General features: G+C 71.2%; 23 protein-coding genes. 11 read left to right on the plus strand and 12 right to left on the minus strand.

The window, feature by feature from the left end:
* The first annotated feature begins 31 nt into the window (after positions 1-31).
* Positions 32-466 (plus strand): MarR family winged helix-turn-helix transcriptional regulator, encoded by a 435-nt coding sequence (locus tag KV097_RS15365; RefSeq protein ID WP_220366355.1) that lies wholly within the window; start codon positions 32-34, stop codon positions 464-466.
* A gap of 3 nt (positions 467-469) precedes the next feature.
* Here KV097_RS15365 and KV097_RS15370 read toward each other — a convergent pair whose 3' ends face one another.
* On the minus strand, positions 470-1,612 hold the full coding sequence (locus KV097_RS15370; protein ID WP_255559665.1) for a serine hydrolase: 1,143 nt from the start codon (positions 1,610-1,612) through the stop codon (positions 470-472).
* A gap of 123 nt (positions 1,613-1,735) precedes the next feature.
* Here KV097_RS15370 and KV097_RS15375 point away from each other — a divergent pair, with 123 nt between their 5' ends.
* Together KV097_RS15375 and KV097_RS15380 are read left to right on the plus strand one after the other, a co-directional pair.
* Positions 1,736-2,377, plus strand: coding sequence for an ABC transporter ATP-binding protein (locus tag KV097_RS15375; RefSeq protein ID WP_301021499.1), 642 nt, complete (start codon positions 1,736-1,738; stop codon positions 2,375-2,377).
* Positions 2,374-3,909 carry a DUF6297 family protein gene (locus KV097_RS15380; protein ID WP_220366356.1) on the plus strand — a complete coding sequence of 512 codons (1,536 nt, stop codon included), beginning with the start codon at positions 2,374-2,376 and terminating at the stop codon, positions 3,907-3,909. Before KV097_RS15375 ends, KV097_RS15380 begins: the two co-directional genes overlap by 4 nt.
* 16 nt (positions 3,910-3,925) lie before the next feature.
* Here KV097_RS15380 and KV097_RS15385 read toward each other — a convergent pair whose 3' ends face one another.
* Complete coding sequence (locus tag KV097_RS15385; protein WP_220366357.1) at positions 3,926-4,873, minus strand: YafY family protein; 948 nt, start codon at positions 4,871-4,873, stop codon at positions 3,926-3,928.
* 63 nt (positions 4,874-4,936) lie between these two features.
* On the opposite strand from KV097_RS15385, the gene KV097_RS15390 reads away from it, so the two are divergent.
* On the plus strand, positions 4,937-5,950 hold the full coding sequence (locus KV097_RS15390) for an ABC transporter ATP-binding protein (RefSeq protein ID WP_308289451.1): 1,014 nt from the start codon (positions 4,937-4,939) through the stop codon (positions 5,948-5,950).
* Positions 5,947-6,756: an ABC transporter permease gene (locus tag KV097_RS15395; RefSeq protein WP_220366358.1), complete on the plus strand. Its 810-nt coding sequence runs from the start codon at positions 5,947-5,949 to the stop codon at positions 6,754-6,756. The genes KV097_RS15390 and KV097_RS15395 overlap by 4 nt, the downstream gene beginning before the upstream one ends.
* A gap of 95 nt (positions 6,757-6,851) precedes the next feature.
* On the opposite strand, the gene purB is transcribed toward KV097_RS15395, so the two are convergent.
* Positions 6,852-8,273, minus strand: coding sequence for an adenylosuccinate lyase (gene purB / locus KV097_RS15400; RefSeq protein ID WP_220366359.1), 1,422 nt, complete (start codon positions 8,271-8,273; stop codon positions 6,852-6,854).
* A 108-nt stretch (positions 8,274-8,381) separates the two neighbouring features.
* On the opposite strand from purB, the gene KV097_RS15405 reads away from it, so the two are divergent.
* Entirely contained in the window at positions 8,382-8,858 is a 477-nt protein-coding gene (locus KV097_RS15405) for a hypothetical protein (protein ID WP_220343222.1), read from the plus strand.
* Positions 8,855-9,142 (plus strand): transcriptional regulator, encoded by a 288-nt coding sequence (locus KV097_RS15410; protein WP_308289452.1) that lies wholly within the window; start codon positions 8,855-8,857, stop codon positions 9,140-9,142. The genes KV097_RS15405 and KV097_RS15410 overlap by 4 nt, the downstream gene beginning before the upstream one ends.
* A gap of 13 nt (positions 9,143-9,155) precedes the next feature.
* On the opposite strand, the gene KV097_RS15415 is transcribed toward KV097_RS15410, so the two are convergent.
* From KV097_RS15415 to KV097_RS15425, 3 genes are read right to left on the minus strand one after another with little or no spacing between them, the layout of a single operon-like run.
* A complete protein-coding gene (locus tag KV097_RS15415; RefSeq protein WP_220343221.1) occupies positions 9,156-9,593 on the minus strand; it encodes a nitroreductase family deazaflavin-dependent oxidoreductase in 438 nt (145 codons plus the stop codon).
* Positions 9,594-9,639: 46 nt separating this feature from the next.
* A complete protein-coding gene (gene purD / locus KV097_RS15420) occupies positions 9,640-10,902 on the minus strand; it encodes a phosphoribosylamine--glycine ligase (protein WP_220343220.1) in 1,263 nt (420 codons plus the stop codon).
* Positions 10,903-10,950: 48 nt separating this feature from the next.
* The gene (locus KV097_RS15425; protein ID WP_220343219.1) at positions 10,951-12,234 is read right to left on the minus strand and encodes an adenylosuccinate synthase; all 1,284 of its coding nucleotides are present in this window, start codon (positions 12,232-12,234) and stop codon (positions 10,951-10,953) included.
* A 114-nt stretch (positions 12,235-12,348) separates the two neighbouring features.
* Here KV097_RS15425 and KV097_RS15430 point away from each other — a divergent pair, with 114 nt between their 5' ends.
* A complete protein-coding gene (locus KV097_RS15430; RefSeq protein ID WP_220366360.1) occupies positions 12,349-13,260 on the plus strand; it encodes a diacylglycerol kinase family protein in 912 nt (303 codons plus the stop codon).
* Positions 13,261-13,389: 129 nt separating this feature from the next.
* On the opposite strand, the gene KV097_RS15435 is transcribed toward KV097_RS15430, so the two are convergent.
* The 4 genes from KV097_RS15435 to KV097_RS15450 all read right to left on the minus strand — a co-directional run bounded on the left by KV097_RS15435 (position 13,390) and on the right by KV097_RS15450 (position 16,988).
* Positions 13,390-13,806, minus strand: a complete 417-nt coding sequence (locus KV097_RS15435) for a DUF3151 domain-containing protein (protein ID WP_220345950.1) — start codon at positions 13,804-13,806, stop codon at positions 13,390-13,392.
* A 41-nt stretch (positions 13,807-13,847) separates the two neighbouring features.
* Positions 13,848-14,870 carry a class II fructose-bisphosphate aldolase gene (gene fbaA / locus KV097_RS15440; RefSeq protein WP_220343216.1) on the minus strand — a complete coding sequence of 341 codons (1,023 nt, stop codon included), beginning with the start codon at positions 14,868-14,870 and terminating at the stop codon, positions 13,848-13,850.
* A gap of 78 nt (positions 14,871-14,948) precedes the next feature.
* Entirely contained in the window at positions 14,949-16,310 is a 1,362-nt protein-coding gene (locus tag KV097_RS15445) for an FAD-dependent oxidoreductase (protein ID WP_220366361.1), read from the minus strand.
* Between the two features lie 48 nt (positions 16,311-16,358).
* Positions 16,359-16,988 (minus strand): TrmH family RNA methyltransferase, encoded by a 630-nt coding sequence (locus KV097_RS15450; RefSeq protein WP_308289453.1) that lies wholly within the window; start codon positions 16,986-16,988, stop codon positions 16,359-16,361.
* Positions 16,989-17,074: 86 nt separating this feature from the next.
* Between KV097_RS15450 and KV097_RS15455 the strand changes: the two genes are divergently transcribed.
* Positions 17,075-18,115 carry a glycerophosphodiester phosphodiesterase gene (locus KV097_RS15455; RefSeq protein ID WP_220366363.1) on the plus strand — a complete coding sequence of 347 codons (1,041 nt, stop codon included), beginning with the start codon at positions 17,075-17,077 and terminating at the stop codon, positions 18,113-18,115.
* Here the strand turns inward: KV097_RS15455 and pyrE are convergent.
* Positions 18,076-18,615, minus strand: a complete 540-nt coding sequence (gene pyrE, locus KV097_RS15460) for an orotate phosphoribosyltransferase (RefSeq protein ID WP_220343212.1) — start codon at positions 18,613-18,615, stop codon at positions 18,076-18,078. The genes KV097_RS15455 and pyrE overlap by 40 nt on opposite strands.
* Positions 18,612-19,307 carry a class E sortase gene (locus tag KV097_RS15465; RefSeq protein WP_308289454.1) on the minus strand — a complete coding sequence of 232 codons (696 nt, stop codon included), beginning with the start codon at positions 19,305-19,307 and terminating at the stop codon, positions 18,612-18,614. The genes pyrE and KV097_RS15465 overlap by 4 nt, the downstream gene beginning before the upstream one ends.
* Positions 19,308-19,363: 56 nt before the next feature.
* Between KV097_RS15465 and KV097_RS15470 the strand changes: the two genes are divergently transcribed.
* Together KV097_RS15470 and KV097_RS15475 are read left to right on the plus strand one after the other, a co-directional pair.
* Positions 19,364-20,530, plus strand: coding sequence for a pyridoxal phosphate-dependent aminotransferase (locus KV097_RS15470; RefSeq protein WP_220343211.1), 1,167 nt, complete (start codon positions 19,364-19,366; stop codon positions 20,528-20,530).
* Complete coding sequence (locus KV097_RS15475) at positions 20,527-21,036, plus strand: hypothetical protein (RefSeq protein ID WP_220366364.1); 510 nt, start codon at positions 20,527-20,529, stop codon at positions 21,034-21,036. The genes KV097_RS15470 and KV097_RS15475 overlap by 4 nt, the downstream gene beginning before the upstream one ends.
* Positions 21,037-21,084: the final 48 nt, after the last annotated feature.

The following is a 21,084-nucleotide window of genomic DNA, read 5'->3' on the forward strand; positions in this document are numbered from 1 at the left end:
TTCAACCCATGACTCCGAGTACCCTGCTGCCATGGATCTCGCCCATGCCCCTCGACGGATGACCGCACTCCCGAGCTGGCTCCTCGCACAGGCGGCGTCGGCGAGCGGCCGCATCGTCGCTGCAGCACTCGGCGAAGCCGGCGCGCACCGCAGCCACTACGCCGTCCTCGTCGCTCTCGACGAGCGCGGACCGATGAGCCAGTCGGCGCTCAGCGACAGCATCGGGGTCGACCGCAGCGACATGGTGCGCCTGCTCGACATCCTCGGCAACGAGGGGCTGGTCGTGCGCGAGCCCGACTCGGAGGACCGGCGCCGCAACCTCATCGCACTGACCCCCACCGGCCGCACGCGGCTCGGGGCGCTGGACCGGATCCTCGCCGCCGCGCAGGCCGACGCGACGGCACGCCTCACCAGCGACGAGCGAGACCGCCTGGTCGACCTGCTCCGCAAGCTCCTCGGCGCGTGAACGTCACGCGTCCAGGCAGGCGTACACCGCGCGGAGGTAGCCCTCGCCGCGGCGCGACCCGAGCAGGCCGTTGCTCATCCGGTTCATCGCGTACGTCGCCGTGACCCGGCGGTCGAGATCGTTCACGACGTACGAGCCGCCCCACCCTCCCCAGTGGCAGATCCGACCGTCAGGAAGGTACGGCTGTGTCGCCCGGTCCACGAGGGCATAGCCGATGCCCCATCGGAGCGGCGCGCCCAGCACGAGGTCGCGACCCTCGACCTGCTCGTCGAAGACCAGCTCGATCGTCTCCGGACCGAGGAGCTTGTGCCCGCCGACGGCGATGCCGTCGTGGCTCACCGCCGACTGGATCGTCGCGAGGGACCGAGCGTTGCCGTGGCCGTTCGCCCCACCGATGTCGGCGCTGCGCCAGGCATCGGTGAGCGCGACGTTCGCGTGCAGCGGCGGGCCGCCGAGCGTCTGCATCGCGAGCGGACCGGGCTGCACGCCGGGAGGCAACTCCACACCTGTCGGGGCGATGATGTCGCTCACGCGGTCGTACGCGTCGCGCGGCAACCCGATGGTGAAGTCGGCACCGAGCGGGCCGGCGATCTCCGCGGCGACGAACTCCTTGAGCGTCTGGCCGGTGACCCGGCGTACGACCTCACCGACGAGGTGGCCGTAGTTCATCGCGTGGTAGCCGGACGCCGTCCCCGGCTCCCACCAGGGTGCCTGTGCGGCGAACCTCTCCGCCGCGCGCCGAGAGTCGAAGAGGTCCTCGACGACGCACGGCGGGTCCATGGCCGCGACGCCGGAGGTGTGGGCGAGCAGGTGACGCACCTCGACGTCGGCCTTGCCGTTCGCAGCGAACTCCGGCCAGTACGTCGCCACCTTCTCGTGCACGTCGAGCAGCCCGCGGTCGTGCAGCACGAGGGCGGCGAGCGCGGTCACCGTCTTGGTGCACGACCAGACGTTGGTGACGGTGTCCTCGACCCACGGCGTGGTCCGTCCGGCGTCGGCATGGCCTCCCCAGACGTCGACCACCAGGCGGCCGTCCTGCACGACGGCGAGAGAGGCTCCCACCTCCTCGCCGGCGTCCACGCGTCGGGCGAGCTCATCGACCAGCGGCTGGAAACGGTCGTCGTACGTGCCGTGGATCTCGGCCATGCGGGCTCCTGGAGCAGGGGGCGTGAGCGACTGAGCGCCCGCTCACCTTCCCATTCTGGCCGACGGCTGTCGAGCGTCGACGGCGTCGCCGGGCGCCTCGGAAGCCGGTGGCAGACTGACGCGGTGAGCCGCAAGTCGAAGAAGACACCTCCCCCGCTGGTCTCGGTCGACGATCTCCAGCACGCCTACGGGCACCGCGTCGTCTTCGACCACGTGACGTTCCACGTCCGGGCCGGTCGTTGCCTGGTGCTGCGTGGCCCGAACGGGTCGGGCAAGACCACGCTCCTGCGCTGCCTCGTCGGCGACCCGCCGACGTCGGGCACGGTGTCGTACGACGGCCGCCGCGTGGACGAGTCCGACCCGCGGTTCCGTGCGGACGTGGCCACCGTCCTCGGTGACCTGGACTTCTTCCCCGACCTCACCGTCCTCGAGCATCTCGACCTCCTTGCTCGCGCCCACGGCCAGCCGCCGGATCGGGCGGAGGCGGTGCTGGAGGCGGTCGGCATCGCCGCCGTGCGCGACCAGTTCCCCGGCACGCTGTCGTCCGGCCAGCGGCAGCGCCTCGCCCTGGCGACGGCCTTCGTCCGGCCGTACCGGCTGCTGGTGCTCGACGAGCCGGAGCAGCGCCTCGACACCGACGGCCAGGAGTGGTTGGCCAACCGCCTGCTCGACGACAAGCGCGGGGGTGCCGCGATCGTGATGGCGACCCACGACCCGGACCTCGCCGCAGCCGTGGGAGACGACGTGCTCGAGCTCGGCGCGTGACCACCTCGGTCGCCCCGGCGCAGCCCGTCCCGTCGCCGCGCGCGATGCGTCGGCGGCTGACGCGTGTGCGCCGAGCCCACGCCAACCGCACGTGGTTGCAGGTCGCGGAGGACGCGTACGTCGCGATCTTCTCGCTCCTCATGCTCGGGGTCGTCGTCGGTGCGGCGATCGCCCAGGTCCACCACGAGCTGCTCGGCTGCCCCACCGCGGGGTGCGGGGTCGTCCGCGAGGAGCTGCCGGTGGTGGCCGCCGTCGGCACGGTCGGCGTCGTCCTCCGGGCGCTCGCCTCGATCGGTCCGGTGGTGAGCGACGCCGCGTTCGGCCAGTGGGTGCTCGCGACCCCGGTGGCCCGTGGCGGCCTCCTCCGCCGCGCGTTCGCCGCCGCCGTGGGCGTGGCGGTCGTGACGACCGTGGCGCTGCCAGGCCTCGCGATGACGGGGACGACCGCCTCGGCGGCGACGGTCGTGACGGTCCTGGTCGGGGCAGCGGGGGTGGGCCTGCTCGCCACCGCCGCCGCGACCGCCGCTCAGCCGCACCCCGGCGCCCGTCGCACGGTCGCGGTGGTGGGTGACCTGCTGCTCGCCGTGGCCGTCGTGCTCGCGGCGGCAGTGGCGCTCGGGTGGTCCTGGCAGGTGTCGGTCGAGCGGTCGTCCGCCAGCCTGGTCGCCGGCGGCCTGGTGGTCCTGGGCCTCGTGGCCGTCGTGCTCGCATCGACGCGGGTGAGCCGGCTGACTCGCGCGGACGTCCAGCCCGGTGGTGCGCTGGTCGCCGGGCTGTCCGGTGCGGCGTACGGGCTCGATCCGTCGTTGGTGGGAGAGGTGCTCACCGCGCGCCGCTACCGTCTGCTCGGCGCGCGCCGCTCGTGGCGCGGGATCGGTCGAGGCTTCGGCGCCGTCGTCGCGCGCGAGGCGATGCGGCTCGGCCGCTCGCCCCGGCGGGTTCTCGCGTTGGCGGCAGCCGCGGTCGTCGTGGAGCTCGGCGCGGCGACCGGTCTTGGTTCGGTGACGACCCTGCTGGCGGTTGTCGTCGGCTATGCGGCGACCCGGTGGACCACCGCGTCCCTGCGGATCGTCTGGCGCTCGCCCGGTCTGCGGCGGGCACTCGGGATCGACGACATGGCGCTCCTGGTCGGGCTCGCCGTGCCGGGCGTCGTCGTGTGCGCCCTGTGGGCAGCGGGCGTCACCGCACTCCTCCCTGACGCCTCCGTGGTGACGGGGATCGTGCTGACGGTGGCGATCGGCAGCGGCATCGTCCGTTCGGCCGCGTCGGCGCCACCGCGCTTCGACGGGCCGTTGGTGACCAGCCCGATGGGCGCCTTGCCTCCCGGGGCGGTCGGGGCGGTCGTCCGTGGACCCGACGCCACCGTCCTCGCGGCCATCGCGCCGACGCTCGGCGCACCGACCGGATGGTCCCTCGCCCTGGCGGCGCTCGTCGCGGCGTGGGTCCTGTGGCGGGCGCTCGCGGCGGTCGGAGACACCCGCCCGTACAGCGAGCGCGTGCTCGAGGCCGCCCGCGAGAAGCGGGAGTCCTGACCCGACCTGACGACCGTCAGCGGGGGCCAGCGAGCATCTCCCCCGTACGGCGCAGGTGCTCGGCGAGAGCGGCGGGCTCGGCCTGCTCGTACGGGGCACCCACCGCCGCGAGCACGAACACCACCCAGTCCAGGGTGTCCACGCTCATCGTGACGCGGCACCGCTCGTCGCCGTCGGGCTCGACCGTGCCCCACCAGCGGACGACGTCGGCCACCTTCTCGGCCGGCGCGCGCACCACGAACGACACGTCGCTGGTCGGTCGGAGTGCAGCGATCTTCTCGCTGACGAACGTCGCCGCGTCCGGAGCGGGCAGCTCGCGCTGACGGAACCGGACACCCGTCGCACGCGGCTCGGACATCCGGTCGACCCGGAAGGTGCGCCAGTCGCCACGCTGGAGGTCGTACGCGACCAGATACCAACGGCGACCACGAGAGACCAGGCGGTGCGGCTCGACCGTACGACGGCTCCGCTCACCGTCGGCGCGGTGGTAGACGATCTCGAGACGCTCGTCGTCGCGGCACGTCTGCGCGAGGACGGAGAGCAGCACCGCATCGGTCGACGGGCCGTACATCGGGCCCCGGTCGGTGTAGTCCTGCAGAGCCTTCACCCGCCGGCGCAGCCGCGGTGGCATGACCTGCACGATCTTGCTCAGCGCGCGGACGGCCGCGTCGTCGAACGCGCTCGTCCCCGTGCCGGCCGACGCCTGCAGCCCCACCGCGATCGCGACCGCCTCGTCGTCGGCGACCAGCAGCGGTGGGAGCGACGCGCCGGCCTGCAGCTGGTAGCCCCCGGCGGCGCCACGCGTGGCGTCCACCGGGTAGCCGAGCCCGCGCAGCCGCTCGACGTCGCGTCGCAGCGTGCGTTCGCTGACCTCGAGCCGACCTGCCAGCTCGGGGCCCGTCCAGTAGCGATGGGTCTGCAGCAGAGACAGCAGCCGCAGCATGCGTTCACTCGATCCCGCCATGTTTCTCAGCCTAGAGGCTGAATCAGGACAAAACCTGTCCGGAAGCCACGAGACGGTAGGTCCATGGACACGATGATCGACACCCGGGGACTCACCAAGGAGTTCCGTTCCGGCAAGAAGACCGTCACCGCGGTCAAGGACCTCGACCTCCACATCGCCGACGGCGAGATGGTCGCGCTGCTCGGACCGAACGGCGCGGGCAAGTCGACGACGCTTCGGATGCTGACCACGTTGCTCGCACCGACGTCCGGCTCGGCCCGCGTGGCCGGGCTCGACGTGACGACGGACCAGCACGCCGTCCGCCGTGCGATCGGCTACATCGGCCAGGGCAACAGCGCCGGCCACTCGCAGCGCGTGATCGACGAGCTCGTCGTCAGCGGCAGGGCGTACGGGATGTCGCGGGGCGAGGCGCGCAGCCGCGCCGGCGAGCTGCTCGAGTCACTGGCCCTGAGCGAGCAGGCGACAAGGAAGGTCATGACACTGTCAGGCGGACAGCGGCGCAGGCTCGACATCGCGATGGGCCTCATCCACTCGCCCGGACTCCTGTTCCTCGACGAGCCGTCGACCGGGCTCGACCCGCAGAACCGTGCGAACCTCCAGCAGCACGTCGTCGACCTGCGACGCAAGCACGGGGCGACGGTCGTCCTCACGACGCACTACCTCGACGAGGCTGACGCCCTGGCCGAGCGGATCGTCGTGATCGACCACGGGCAGGTCGTCGCGGACGACACGCCCGACTCTCTCAAGGCCGAGCACGCCGGGGACCGGATCGCCATGACGTTCCCCCGCGTGGAGGACGCGGTTCGCGCGTCCGAGCGGGCGGCGGCGGCGTTCCCGGGAGCGCAGCTCGCCCACGACGGCACCTCGGTCGACCTCGAGGTCGCCGGGGGCGCCGGCCACGTCAGCGCGTTGATCACCGACCTCACGGGCGCAGGCATCGCGCCGGCGACCGTCGAGGTGGCGCGACCGACGCTCGACGACGTGTTCCTCGCCCTCACCGGCCGCAGCCTGCGCGAGGGCCGCACCGACCTCCGTACCGACCCGATCACCCAGACCACCGAGGAGGTGGCGGCATGACCGCCCTCGACACCCACCCCCGTACGACGTCCGCCCCGGCGGCGACCAGCCGGCCGCCCAGCCAGCTCCACAACATCGGGCTCGTCTTCGGCCGCGAGCTGCGTCCCGTCGCCCACGACCCGTTCTCGATCGTCTTCGGGATCATCCAGCCGCTGTTCTTCCTCGGGCTGTTCACACCGCTGCTCGTGGCCTCGTCGGGGCAGTCGACGGCCGACACCCTCCAGTGGTTCGTGCCGGGCGTGATCGTGATGCTGGCGTTGTTCGGCACCTCCACGACCGGCTCCAACCTTCAGGTCGAGATGCAGACCGGTTCGCACGAGCGCACTCTCGTCAGCCCGCTGTCCCGCTCGTCGCTCATGATCGGACGCGCCCTGAAGGAGATCGTCCCGACGATCGTGCAGGCGCTGGTCATCGTCGGCGTCGCGGTGCCGTTCGGTTTCCGTCCCGACGTCGCCGGACTCGTCGTCGGGCTCGCGGTGCTGTCGGTGTTCTGCGTCGGGCTCGGCGCGCTGTCGTACGCGTTGGCGCTCGCGGTCAAGGAGAACCAGTGGGCGTTCTGGGGCGTCCAGCAGACACTGCTGTTCCCGCTGATGCTGCTCGCCGGGATCCTGCTCCCGCTCACCGGCGCACCGGGATGGCTCGAGGTCGCCTCCAAGGTCAACCCGTTGACGTACGTCGTCGACGCGGAGCGTGCCCTGATCGCGGGCACCTGGGACGGCGACGCGGTCGCCGGCGCAGTCGCTGCGACGATCACGTGCGCGTTTGGCCTGGTCGTCGGCGCGAAGGCGATGCGCGCCAGCAGCTGACCGCGACGAGAGAATCGGCGAAAGGATGAGGCATCGCGACCACCGGGGTGGTCGCGATGCCTCAGCCTTTCGCCTCAGTTCACGTTCGCCGCAGGTCAGAGGATGTCACCGGGGGCGTACGAGGCAGCGTCGGGATAGCGCTCCACGAGCTGCGCCACCTGCGCGACGACCGACTCCACCTGCGGAACGGCCGCGCCGGTGAAGGACAGCGGCTCGGCGACGAGGGCGCGGAGGTCGGACTCGGTGAGTCCGAGCCGGGGGTCCGCGGCGAGCCGGCCGAACAGGTCGTTCTCGCTCGCACCCTTCTCCCGCATCTCCAGCGCGACGGCCACCGCGTGCTCCTTGATCGCCTCGTGCGCCACCTCGCGCCCGACGCCGTGCCGGACCGCGGCCATCAGCACCTTGGTGGTCGCGAGGAACGGGAGATAGCGGTCGAGCTCGCGCTGCACCACCGCCGGGAACGCTCCGAACTCGTCGAGCACGGTCAGGAACGTCTCGAACAACCCGTCCGCGGCATAGAACGCATCCGGCAGCGCGACGCGGCGTACGACCGAGTCCGAGACGTCGCCCTCGTTCCACTGGTCACCGGCGAGCTCACCGATCATCGACAGGTAGCCGCGGAGGACCACGGCGAGACCGTTGACCCGCTCGCACGAGCGGGAGTTCATCTTGTGCGGCATCGCCGAGGAGCCGACCTGACCCGGCTTGAACCCCTCGGTGACGAGCTCGTTGCCGGCCATCAGTCGCACGGTGGTGGCGAGGTTCGACGGGCCTGCGACGAGCTGGACGAGGGCGCTGACCGCGTCGAAGTCGAGCGAGCGCGGATAGACCTGCCCGACGCTGGTCAGGACGTTCTCGAAGCCCAGGTGGTCGGCGACCCGCTGCTCGAGTGCGGCCAGCGCGTCACGGTCGCCGCCGAGGAGGTCGAGCTGGTCCTGGGCGGTGCCGACGGGGCCCTTGATCCCACGCATCGGATAGCGCGCGATCAGCTCCTCGATCCGGCGGGTGCCGACGAGCATCTCGTCGGCGACGGTCGCGAAGCGCTTGCCGAGGGTCGTGGTCTGCGCGGGGACGTTGTGGCTGCGTCCCGCCATCACGAGCGCCTCGTACTCCGCGGCTCGCTCAGCCAGCCGCGAGAGGACGGCCACGGCGCGGTCGCGGACGAGCGCGAGCGACGAGCGGACCTGGAGCTGCTCGACGTTCTCGGTGAGGTCGCGCGAGGTCATGCCCTTGTGGATGTGCTCATGGCCGGCGAGGGCGTTGAACTCCTCGATCCGCGCCTTGACGTCGTGCCGGGTCACCCGCTCGCGGGCGGCGATCGACGCGAGATCGACCTGGTCGACGACGGCCTCGTACGCCTCGATCACGCCGTCGGGCGTCTCGATGCCGAGGTCGCGCTGCGCCTCGAGGACCGCGATCCAGAGTCGGCGCTCGAGCACGATCTTGTGCTCGGGCGACCAGAGGCGAACCATCTCGGGCGAGGCGTAGCGCAGGGCAAGCACGTTGGGAGTCGTCACGCCTCCCAGTGTCCCAGGTAGGCCGTGCGAGTCCGAACCGCTCCGAGAGAGACTGCCTCCCTTGCTTTCTAGTTGCACAAGTGGAAAGTAACCTGATAGGTTTCCGATATGGAAAGTGACGACGAGATCCGCGCCCAGCTCCGGACCCTCGAGCGCGCCGAGGCCGCGCCCTACACCGACTTCCGACCGACCCCTCGGTGGTTCCTCCCCGCAGCCGCCCTCTGGGGCGGTTCACTCGCGGCGTTGGTCCGCCTGGGCCGGAGCGACAGCCGGCCCGCCGAGATCGTGGCCGTCGTCGGCATCATCGGGCTCTCGGCACTCCTCGGTGTCTACGTCGCCTGGTACCAGAGCTACCACGGCGCGACGCCCTCGCTGTTCCGCAAGAAGCCGCCCGAGATCCGGCGCGTCATGGGGTTCTATGCCGTGGGTGCGGCGGTCGTGCTGGCCCTCAACGCACTCACGGTCGCAGTCGCGCCCTGGTGGGTGTGCGCGGTGGTCGGGTTCGTCACCACAGCCGCCGGCCTGTGGTGGTACGAGCGCGCCTACGTGGCAGCCGCAGCGGCGACCAAGAAGCGTCTCGCGTGAGCCTCGCCGACCTCGACCCCGTCATCCACGCCCCCAAGCGACTGGCGGCGATGGCCGTCCTCACCGCTTCCGACCAGGTGACGTTCCGGTTCCTCGTCGAGCACCTCACGCTCACGGAGTCGGACCTGTCGAAGCAGATGTCCGCGCTCGAGGGGGCCGGCTACATCAAGGTGCACAAGAGTGGGCGCGGGCGAGGCTCAGGGACGTCCTACTCGCTCACCTCGAGCGGACGGTCGGCCTACCGTCGCTACCGTACGGCCCTCCAGGAGCTGCTCGGCGAATGAGCGGGGCGGACCGCTAACGAGCGACGGGCTCGGCCAGCAGGACCGGGATCTCGCGATCGGTCTTGCGCTGGTAGTCCGCGTACGGCGGGTACGCCTCCACCGCCCGCTCCCACCACTGCGCGCGCTCGTCGCCGTGGAGCTCGCGCACCCGCATCGCGTACTTCTCCGTGCCGTCCTGCAGGTCGAGGTCGGGATGCAGCGTCAGCGCGTGGTACCACTGCGGGTGCTGAGGAGCACCGCCCTTCGACGCCACGAGCGCGTACGACCCGTCGTGCTCGACCTTCATCACCGCCGTCTTGTGGACCTTGTGGGACCGGCGGCTCTGGAACGTCATCACGACGATGGGGAGACCCAGCGGCGTTTCCGTGGGCCGTCCCGTCGTCTCCATCTCCTCGACGTGCTTGCGGACACGCGCGGAAGGGCTGGGTTCATACTCTCCGGTGACTGACATCTCCCCAGTCAAGCACCGACCGCGGCCCCTGGCACGGCACCCGAAGTCAGGCTCCGGCGGCCCTCGCGGCGATGTCGCGGCGGGAGAAAGCGCCGTCGATCGTGATCAGGTCGACGGCCTCGTACGCCCGTCGCCGCGCCGCGTCCAGATCGGGGCCGGAGGCGGTGACGGCGAGCACGCGCCCGCCCGCGGTCACCAGCTGCCCGGCGGCGTCCAGCGCCGTACCCGCGTGGATGACGTCGACTCCCTCGAGCGCGTCGGCCTCCTCGACCCCGCGGATCCTGTCGCCCTTGCGCGGCGACACGGGATAGCCCTCGGCGGCCACGACGACCGTGACCGCCGCACCGTCACGCCACCGTGGCGCCGGGACCTCGTCGAGGGTGCCCGTCGCGGCGGCGTGGAGCAGCGGACCGATCGGCGACACGAGCAGTGCCATCAGGGCCTGGGTCTCAGGATCACCGAAGCGCGCGTTGAACTCGACGACCTTCAGTCCGCGAGAGGTCAGCGCCAGTCCTGCGTACAGGAGCCCGGAGAAGGGGGTGCCGCGCCGCGCCATCTCGTCCACCGTGGGCTGGAGGACGCGACGGGTGACCTCGTCCACCAGCCCGGCAGGCGCCCACGGGAGCGGCGTGTAGGCCCCCATGCCCCCGGTGTTGGGGCCGGCGTCGTCGTCGTAGGCGCGCTTGAAGTCCTGCGCCGGCTGGAGCGGCACAACCGTGGCGCCTTCGGCCTCGCTGTAGCCGCACAGCGCGAAGAGCGAGACCTCCGGCCCGTCGAGGTACTCCTCGACGACCACCCGCCCGCACCCGGCCGCGTGCTCGACCGCCTCCTGCCGGTCGTCGGTGACCACGACGCCCTTGCCCGCGGCCAGGCCGTCGTCCTTCACCACGTACGGCGGACCGAACGCGTCCAGCGCCGCGGCGACCTGGTCGGCGTCGGTGCACACGTGCGCGACCGCGGTCGGGACCTCGGCAGCGGCCATCACCTGCTTCGCGAACGCCTTCGATCCCTCGAGCTGCGCAGCCTCCCCCGACGGACCGAACACCGCGATGCCCCGCGCGCGGACGGCGTCGGCGACGCCGGCCACCAACGGAGCCTCCGGACCGACGACGACGAGGTCCGCGCCGACCGAGACCGCGAGCTCGGCGACCGCCTCGCCGTCCATCGGGTCGACGTCGTGCAGCGTCGCGATCCGCGCGATGCCGGGGTTGCCCGGCGCGGCGTGCACCTCGGCGACCGATGGATCACGGGAGAGTGCGAGGGCGAGGGCGTGCTCACGGCCGCCGGTCCCGATCACGAGGGTCTTCACGGGCCCCCACCCTAGTGGCCGCCGGCCCGGAGCCAGGCGGCGCCTGACTCAGATCAGGTCGTGGCAGACGATGGCCTGGTCGCGACCGGGACCGACGCCGATCACCGACATCCGGGCTCCCGAGAGCTCCTCCACACGGCGGACGTACGCCTGAGCGGTGGGCGGAAGGTCCTCGAACGAGCGCGCGCCGGAGATGTCCTCGCTCCAGCCGGGCAGTTCCTCGTACACCGGGACGGCGTGGTGGAAGTCAGTCTGGTTGACCGGCATCTCCTCGTGCCGCACTCCATCGACGTCGTAGGCGACGCACACAGGGATCGTCTCCAGGCCGGTCAGGACGTCGAGCTTGGTGAGGACGAAGTCGGTCACCCCGTTGATGCGCGCCGCATAACGCGCGATCACCGCGTCGTACCAGCCGCAACGACGCGGGCGTCCCGTCGTCGTGCCGAACTCGGCACCCTGCTCCCGGAGGAACTCGCCGGACTCGTCGAAGAGCTCGGTCGGGAACGGCCCCTCGCCGACACGCGTCGTGTAGGCCTTGACGATCCCGATCACGCGCTCGATCCTGGTCGGCGCGATCCCGGACCCGGTCGCCGCACCTCCGGACGTGGCCGAGGAGGACGTGACGAACGGGTACGTCCCGTGGTCGACGTCGAGCATCGTCGCCTGGCCCGCCTCGAGCAGGACGATCTTGCCGTCGACGATGGCCGAGTCGAGGAGCAGCGTGGTGTCGGCGACGTACGGCGCGAGCCGGTCGGCGTACGAGCGAAGGTCTTCGACAACCTCCTCGACGGTGACGGCGCGACGGTTGTAGACCTTGGTGAGGATCTGGTTCTTGAGCTCGAGCGCGCCCTCGACCTTCTGGGTGAGGATCTTCTCGTCGAAGATGTCCTGGACGCGGATGCCCTGGCGGTTCATCTTGTCGGCGTAGGTGGGGCCGATGCCCCGCCCGGTGGTGCCGATCTTGCGGGAGCCGAGGAATCGCTCGGTGACCTTGTCGAGCACCTTGTTGTATTCGGGGATGACGTGCGCGCTCGCGCTGACCTTGAGCTGCGACGTGTCCACGCCGCGGGCCTCGAGCCCGTCGATCTCCTCGAAGAGGACACCGATGTCCACCACGACGCCGTTGCCGATCACGGGGATGCAGCCGGGGGTGAGGATGCCACTGGGGAGGAGGTGGAGCGCGTACTTCTCGTCGCCGATCACGACCGTGTGCCCGGCGTTGTTGCCACCGTTGAACTTCACGACGTAGTCGACGCGGCTGCCGAGCAGGTCGGTCGCCTTGCCCTTCCCTTCGTCACCCCACTGGGCTCCGACGATCACGACTGCGGGCATGGGAGGCGCACCACCTGACAACATACGACAAGCCCCACGGGAGGGGCTCTTACGGTGGGAGTCTATCGGCCTCGCCCTCGGACGGAGTTTCCCCACGGTGATAGACCTCGTTCCATGACCGCCGCACTGCTGATCGCGAACGCCGACGCCGGGAGTTCCGACGACGAGGTGCTCGAGCGCATCCTGGAGACGCTCCGCCGTTCCTGGACCGTCGAGGTGGCCCGCACCAGCGACGCCGAGGACCTGGCGGAGGCGCTCGTCTCGCACCCCGACGTCGATGTCGTGGTGGTCGCCGGTGGTGACGGGTCGCTCCACGCGACGGTCCAGGGGTTGTGGACGCTCGACCGGCTCTCGACCGCCACGCTGGCGCTGGTCCCGATGGGAACCGGCAACGACTTCGCCCGCACGGTCGGTCTCGACGAGGACCCCGAGAAGGTGGCTCAGGGCCTCCTCGGGGCGACGCCGACTCCGCACGACATCGCCATCGACGACGACGACCACGTGGTCGTCAACGCCGTCCACGTGGGCGTCGGCGCTCAGGCGGGCAAGGACGCCGAGCCCTGGAAGCGACGGCTGGGCCCCGCGGGATACGTGGTCGGCGCACTCAAGGCCGGGCTCCTCGGCTCTCCGGCGCGGCTGAGCGTCGTCGTCGACGGCAGGTCGTTGGTGCGCCACGACGACGTGGTGCAGGTCGCGGTGGGGGTGGGCCGATACGTCGGAGGCGGGGCGCCGCTGCTCCCCGAGGCCGACCCCACGGACGGGATCTTGGACGTGACCGTGTCGCGGGCCAACCCCATGCACCGCCGGATCGCCTACGGCGTGAGGCTCATGAGGGGCTCGCACACCGACCGCGACGACGTCGTGACCACGCGGGGAAGGTCGGTCACCATCTCGGGCAAGGCGATGTCGTGGAATGCCGACGGGGAGACGGGTGACGGGCTGCGGGAGCGCACCTGGACGGTCGTCCCGGGCGCCTACCGGATGTTGCTCCCAGCCGGGATCAAGCGGGGCGCTGAGACCGACTAGAACTGTCCGAATCAGACATATTGCGGTGTGACCCCTTGAGGGTGACAATGGTCGGGTAGCAGTGGCCGCGACGGAGTCTACCGGGGGATGGCTCTAGTCCGCGGCCACTGTTGCCTCGTCCGGGGTCTCCTACTCCTCGCCGGCGCGCCCGCCGAGCACGAGCACGTCGTACGCCTCCTGGCTCGACTCCCGGAGGAACTCCCGGCACCGGTGGGCCTCGTCGAGGTCGCCGATCCGCTCGGAGGCCTCCGCGAGGTCGGCGAGCGCCCGGAGGAAGCCCTGGTTGCCCGGGTGTCCCCACGGGATGGGGCCGTGGCCCTTCCAGCCGTTGCGTCGCAGCGCGTCCAGGCCCCGGTGGTAGCCGGTGCGCGCGAACGCGTACGCCGTCACGTCCTCGCCGTCGGCGAGGGCCTCCTCCGCACAGAGCGCCCAGGCGAGGCTCGACGACGGGTTGTCGCGGGCCAGCTCCTGGGGGGTCCCGTCGGCGTCGGCCACCGGGTCGGCGGGCAGCAGGGTCTCCGGCGGCTCTCCCAAGAGGTTCGTCATGGGCTCACCGTAGCGCTGCGCCCGCCGCCGGCTCCGGTCGGTCAGGCGATCCTGGTGCCCGTCGACGACAGGTGCTGGCAGGCCTCGACGACCCGGGCAGCCATGCCGGCCTCGCCGGCCTTGCCCCAGGCACGCGGGTCGTACTGCTTCTTGCTGCCGACCTCGCCGTCGACCTTGAGGACGCCGTCGTAGTTGCGGAACATGTGGTCGGCCACGGGACGCGTGAACGCGTACTGGGTGTCGGTGTCGATGTTCATCTTGACGACGCCGTACGAGACCGCCTCCGCGATCTCCTCGGCGGTCGAGCCGGAGCCTCCGTGGAAGACGAAGTCGAATGCGCGCTCGATGCCGTACTTCTCCTGGACGGCCTTCTGAGCGGCGTCGAGGACCTCCGGGCGGAGCTTGACGTTGCCGGGCTTGTAGACGCCGTGCACGTTGCCGAACGTCAGGGCGGTGAGGTAGCGGCCCTTCTCGCCGGTGCCGAGCGCCTCGACGGTGGCGAGCGCGTCGGACGGCGTGGTGTAGAGCTTGTCGTCGATCGCGCCGACGACGCCGTCCTCCTCGCCGCCCACGACACCCACCTCGATCTCCAGGATCACGTGGGCTGCGGCGCACGCCGCGAGCAGCTCCTCCGCGATCTGGAGGTTCTCGTCGAGCAGCACCGCCGAGCCGTCCCACATGTGCGACTGGAAATAGGGAAGGCCGCCCTGCTGGACCCGCTCGGTCGACGCCGCCAGCAGCGGGCGGACGAACCCGTCGAGCTTGTCCTTCGGGCAGTGGTCGGTGTGGAGGGCGACGTTGACGGGATAGTTCTTGGCGACCTCCTGCGCATACGCGGCGAAGGCCAGCGAGCCGGCGACCATGTCCTTGACGGTCGGTCCCGAGAGGTAGTCGGCGCCGCCGGTCGAGATCTGGATGATGCCGTCGCTCTCGGCCTCCGCGAACCCGGCGAGAGCCGCGTTGAGGGTCTGGGACGAGCTGACGTTGATCGCCGGGTAGGCGAACGACTCACGCTTCGCCTTGTCGAGCATCTCGGCGTAGACGTCGGGCGTTGCGACAGGCATGCTGACTCCTCATCGACCAGTGCTGGTTTGCCACCATCAGGCGGTGTGGTCATTATCGCCCACCACCCGCCCGCCGTGTCAGGCCCGTGGCCCGAGCCGGCTGACCAGCGCGCGCGCGGCCTGCTGGACCGGGTCCCAGACCGACGCGAACGGGGGCGCGTAGCCGAGGTCGGTCATCATCAGCTCGTCGACGGTCATCTCGTTCCACAGCGCGAGCGCGAAGGAGTCGATCCGGAGTGCCGCGCCCTCCCTCCCGACGATCTGGGCGCCGAGGAGCCGGTGGGTGGAGCGCTCGGCGACGACCTTGACCGTCATCGAGCGCGCGTTGGGCATGTATCCCGCACTCGTCGTCGCGTCGATCCGGACGGCCAGCGCGTCGAACCCGGCGTCTGCGGCCTCCTGCTCACCCAGGCCCGTCCGCGCGATCTCCAGCGTCACGACCTTGGTCATCGCCGTCCCGAGCACACCGGGGAAGGCGACGTCGACGCCGGCCAGGTTGCGTCCGACGACCCACCCCTGCTTGTTGGCATGGGTGCCGAGGGGGACGTACGCCGCGCGGCCGCTGACCCGGTTGCGGGTCTCGACGCAGTCACCGGCCGCCCAGACGTGGCGTTCGGCGTCGACGCGGCCGCGCGGGTCGACCGGGAGAGCGCCCTTGATCCCTGTCGGGAGCCCAGCCCCGGCCGCGAGCTCGGTGCGCGCGCGCACGCCGGCGCCGAGGATCACGAGGTCGGTCGGGATCGCACCCTGGTCGGTGACGACGGCGCGCACCCGCCCCTCGGCGTCGTCCTCGAAGCCGGTCACGGTGACGGAGGTGCGTACGTCGATCCCGTCGGCGCGCATCTCCGCGGCGATGAGCTCGCCCAGGTCGTCGTCGATCGTCGGCATCGGTGTCGGGTGCTTGCCGACGACCACCGTCTCCAGGCCGCGGCGCACGCATGCCTCGGCCATCTCCACCCCGATGTAGCCCGCCCCGACGATGACGACGTGCTTGGGGTCGGTCTCGAGCGCGTCGAGCACCCGGCGCCCGTCGGTCAGGGTCTGGACCCCGTGGATCCCTCGCGACTCGACGCCGGGCACGTCGGGACGGATCGGCTCCGCGCCGGTGGCGATCAGGAGCTCGTCGTAGCCGAAGGACTGCGTGCCGTCCGGCGTGAGGGCGACGACCTTGCCGGCATCGAGGTCGAGCTCGGTGACCGTCGAGCCGGTGCGCACATCGATGCCGTTGGCGCGGTGCTCCTCGGGGGTTCGGGCCACCAGGTCGTCGGCCGTCGCGACGTCGCCGGCCACCCAGTAGGGGATGCCGCACGCCGAGTACGACGTCCACCGCTGCCGCTCGAGGACGAGCACGTCGATCGCGTCGCCGAGCGCGCGCTTTGCGGTGGACGCCGCGGACATGCCCGCAGCGTCCCCTCCGACCACGACCAGTCTGCGGGGCATGGGCCCGAGCCTAGGACCCGTCGAGGACGCCCGCCGACGCCCGAGCGGTCAATCGCCGATCTCGGCGTGCTGGAGGATCCAGGCGTGCATCGCGACCGCGGCAGCCGCGCCGACGTTGATGGAGCGCGTCGAGCCGAACTGCGAGATTGCGAGGACAGCCTCGGCAGCGGCGAGAAGGTCCGGCGACAGCCCCGGCCCCTCCTGGCCGAACACCAGCGCGCACTCCCGTGGCAGCAGCGCCCGCTCGATGGGCCGCGATCCCTCCACGTTGTCGATCGCGACCAGCGGCACGCCCGCACCCTGCGACCACGCGACCAGGTCGTCGACGTCGGGGTGGTGGCGTACGTGCTGGTAGCGGTCGGTGACCATCGCGCCGCGCCGGTTCCACCGCCTCCGCCCGACCACGTGCACCTCTGCGGCCCCGAAGGCGTTGGCCGTCCGCACGATCGAGCCGATGTTGTGGTCGTGCTGCCAGTTCTCGACGACGACATGGAACGGGTGCCGGCGGGTGTCCAGGTCGGCGACGATCGCCTCCACCGTCCAGTAGCGGTAGCCATCGACCACGTTGCGCCGGTCGCCCTCGCGCAGCAGGTCAGGGTCGAGCCGCGGGTCGTCGGGCCACGGGCCTTCCCAGTGCCCCACGCCGACCACCGGTGCCTGCTCGTCCTCCGGGTCCACGCGCCGAGCGTACGGTGTCACGCCGCCGACGTCGTACGGCGCGGCTCTCCTGCGAGGCTTGACCCGACCGCCTACGATCGGCCGGGATGCCCGACGTACCCACGCCGATCGTCATCGCACACCGCGGTGCCTGCGGATATCGGCCGGAGCACACCCTCGCCGCCTACCGGCTGGCCGTGGGGCTCGGCGCCGACGCCATCGAGCCCGACCTCGTCAGCACGTCCGACGGTGTCCTCGTCGCTCGGCACGAGAACGAGATCGGCGGCACCACCGACGTGTCGGAGCATCCGGAGTTCGCGGCGCGCAGGACGACGAAGGTGGTCGACGCCCGCCGGGTGACCGGGTGGTTCACGGAGGACTTCACCCTCGACGAGCTCAAGACGCTGCGGGCCAAGGAGCGGATCTCGCACCTGCGCCCGGGCTGCACCGCCTACGACGGCTGGTACGAGGTGCCGACCCTCGACGAGATCCTCGACCTCGCGGAAGTCGCCGCCACCCAGTACGGGCGACGCGTCGATGTCTACCCCGAGCTCAAGAGCTCGACGTACTTCCGCGATCGCGGTCTGCCGCTCGAGGAGCCGTTGCTCCGGACGCTGAGGGAGCGCGGCCTCGACGACCCGCCGTCAGGGCTGCTGGTCCAGTCGCTCGAGGTGTCCAACCTGAAGGCTCTCGCCGCCGGGTCACAGCTCCGCCTGCTCCAGCTGGTCCTGCCCAACGGGGCACCGTACGACCGCGGCCAGGCCGGCGACCCGCTGACGTACGCCGACATGGTCACCCCTGAAGGCCTCGGCACCGTCGCCGAGTACGCGCAGGTCCTCGGAGTCCCGAAGGACCTGCTCTTGCCCCGCTCCGCCGACGGGTCGCGGGGCGTCCCGAGCACGCTGACGGCGCAGGCGCACGCGGCCGGGCTGCAGGTGTACGCGTGGACGGTGCGGCAGGAGAACGCGTTCCTCGCGTGCGACCTGCGCAGCAGCGATCTCGAGCAGGAGGGCGGCGACGTGGGCGCGGAGCTGGCCGCGCTCTTCGACCTGGGCGTCGACGGCGTGTTCGCCGACCAGCCGGACGTCGCCGTCGCGGCCCGGGAGGCCTACAGGCCCAGGTCGCTCTTGGACACCGCGAAGCGGTAGTCGAGCCCTTCGCCGCGGACCCGGTCGGCGGCGTCGGTCTCCCGGTCGACGATGACCGCGACGGCAACCACCTCAGCACCGGCCTCCCGCAGGGCCTGGACCGCTGTGAGAACCGAGCCACCGGTGGTCGAGGTGTCCTCGACCGCCACCACGCGACGCCCGGCGACGTCCGGCCCCTCGATCCGCCGCTGGAGGCCGTGCGCCTTCTCGGCCTTTCGCACGACGAACGCGTCGAGGGCCCGGCCCTGCGCGGCGGCCTGGTGCAGCATCGCCGCCGCCACCGGGTCGGCCCCCATCGTCAGCCCCCCGACGGCGTCGTAGTCGAGGTCGTCGAGGAGGTCGAGCATGACGCGCCCCACCAGCGGCGCCGCCTCGTGGTCGAGGGTGACCCGCCGGAGGTCGACGTAGTAGTCGGCCTCCTTGCCGGAGGACAGTGTCACCGTGCCGTGGATGACGGACTTGTCCTTGATCTGGTCGATGAGGGCGTCGCGATCGCTCATGGCGTCAGCGTATCGGCGGGCTGCTTCTCCACCGACGAGACCAGCTCCCCGAAGACGACCGACCGCTTGTCGGTGTGGAACAGCTCGGAGCAGGTCACCATCGTGAGGAGCCGCTCGGTCGGCTTCGAACCCGGACGTTCGGGCACCGGGTCGAGAACCCAGCTCTCCGAGAAGTCGAGCTCGCGGTCGGTCCCGTCGTCGCGCAGCCGGTAGGTGAAGATGTGCGTCCGCGTCTCGATCTCGACCTTGTCGCCCTTCCTCAGCTCGAGGAAGTCGCGGAACGGCTCACCGTGGGTGACCCGGTGCCCGGCGATCGCGACGTTGCCGATCTCTCCCGGGCGCGCCGAGTCGGGGAACCATCCGACGCCCCGAGCCAGCGAGCGGTCGTCCACGCCCCTCACGATGGGCACCTCGTCGTCGCCGAAGCGCGGGACCCGCAGGAGGCCGATCGCGCGCCCCGGGATGTCCGCCTCCTCGGCGTCCGGAGACGCCCACGACTTGACGAGGTCGTCGCGGATCTCGGCCTGCTGCTGCTTGGAGACGATGTTGGTCCCGAAGTACTGCCATCCGACGTAGCCCAGCATGCCGACGCCGACGAGCACCAGCACGACCCCCAACGCGGTCAGCGCCCGCCCCAGCGGCGTACGGCGCCGGCTCGGGCGTCGCGGTGGCGACACGGTCGCGGTTGACACCCGTCCAGTCTCGCACCGGGAGACCGACGGCACCGTCGACACCTAGAGTCAGGGCGATGAAGACCAGCAGCATGCGCGTCGCCGGCCTCGGGACCACGATCTTCGCCGAGATGTCGGCGCTCGCCGTACGCACCGGAGCGGTGAACCTCGGGCAGGGGTTCCCCGACACCGACGGCCCGCAGGACGTGATCGACGTGGCGGTCGAGGCGATGCGGTCAGGGGCGAACCAGTACGCGCCCGGGATCGGCGTCCCGGCGCTCCGGCAGGCGGTCGCCGACCACCAGCACCGCTGGTACGGGATCGAGCTCGACCCGAACACCGAGGTCGCCGCGACCACCGGCGCCACGGAGGCGATCGCCGCGGCGATCCTCGGTCTGGTCGATCCCGGCGACGAGGTCGTCGTCCTGGAGCCGTACTACGACTCCTACGTGGCGGTGCTCGAGTTCGCCGGCGGCGTGCGCAGGCCGGTGACGCTGCGTGCGCCGGACTTCCGCCTGGACCTCGACGCGCTGAGGGCGGCGGTCGGACCGAGGACCACGATGATGCTGATCAACAGCCCGCACAACCCCACCGGGATGGTGCTGAACCCCGAGGAGCGCGAGGCGATCCGCGACCTGGCCGTCGAGCACGACCTCGTCGTGGTGACCGACGAGGTGTACGAGCACCTCGTCTTCGACGGCCATGCGCACGTGCCCCTCGCGACCCTCCCCGGGATGCGGGAGAGGACGCTCACCATCTCCAGCGGCGGGAAGTCGTTCTCGTTCACCGGCTGGAAGGTGGGCTGGCTGAGCGGTCCGCCCGAGCTCGTCCGCGCGGCCGTGGGCGCCAAGCAGTTCCTCACCTACACCTCCGGTGCTCCGCTCCAGCCGGCGATCGCTCACGCGCTCGGGCACGACGCGGCGTACTTCGAGGGATTCGCCGCGACGCTGCAGGCGCGTCGCGACCAGCTCTGCGCGGGCCTCGACGAGGTCGGCTTCACCACGTACGTGCCCGAGGGCACCTACTTCGCGACGACCGACATCCGACCCCTCGGCTATGAGGACGGCATCGAGTTCTGCCGAGCGCTGCCGGAGATCGCGGGGGTCGTCGCCGTCCCGACGCAGGTGTTCTACGACGACGAGGATGCCGGGCGACCGCTCGTACGCTGGGCGTTCTGCAAGCAGGAGCCGGTGATCGCGGAGGCCCTGCGGCGCCTGCGCGTGGTGTCGGGCTCCCGGCAGTGAGCGGAGTCGCGGTCCCGGGGGCCATCGCGCGCCGAGCAAGCCTGGTCTGGATGTGTTCGGCCGCCGTACTCCTTGGCACGGGCTGCTCGTCGAGCGATGACGGGCCTACCGCGCGCGACGTCCAGCTCTCCGGCGTCGAAGAAATCGCGTGCTCTCGATACATCTTCGAGGGCGTCCTGACCGAGGTGGGCGCTACTAACAAGGACCACCTCGCGCCGATGACGTTCACCGTGACGAGATGGCTCAAACCCCGCACCAACCAGACGGCAACCGTCACCGTGCTCGCCACCGCTCCCGAGTATCTCGGATTCAAACTCGAGGGCACGTTGCTCGTGACGAGCTACCTACGCGACGACGTCGCCGCGACGGTGCTACCGGTGTCCCAGATCCCCGCAGCTGAGCGCCAACAGCGAGATGTCCAGGTCGCCAAATCTGAGGACATCTCCTGTCCAGTTGTCTGGCTCAACGCTGATTTCGACACGATCGAGTGGCGCGACGACTGGTGACCCGCGACCACGAGCGACAGCGTCATTCACCTTCGGGAGCTCGCGGGC

It is taken from the genome of Mumia sp. zg.B17 (assembly GCF_019550915.1).
Lineage (GTDB): Bacteria > Actinomycetota > Actinomycetes > Propionibacteriales > Nocardioidaceae > Mumia.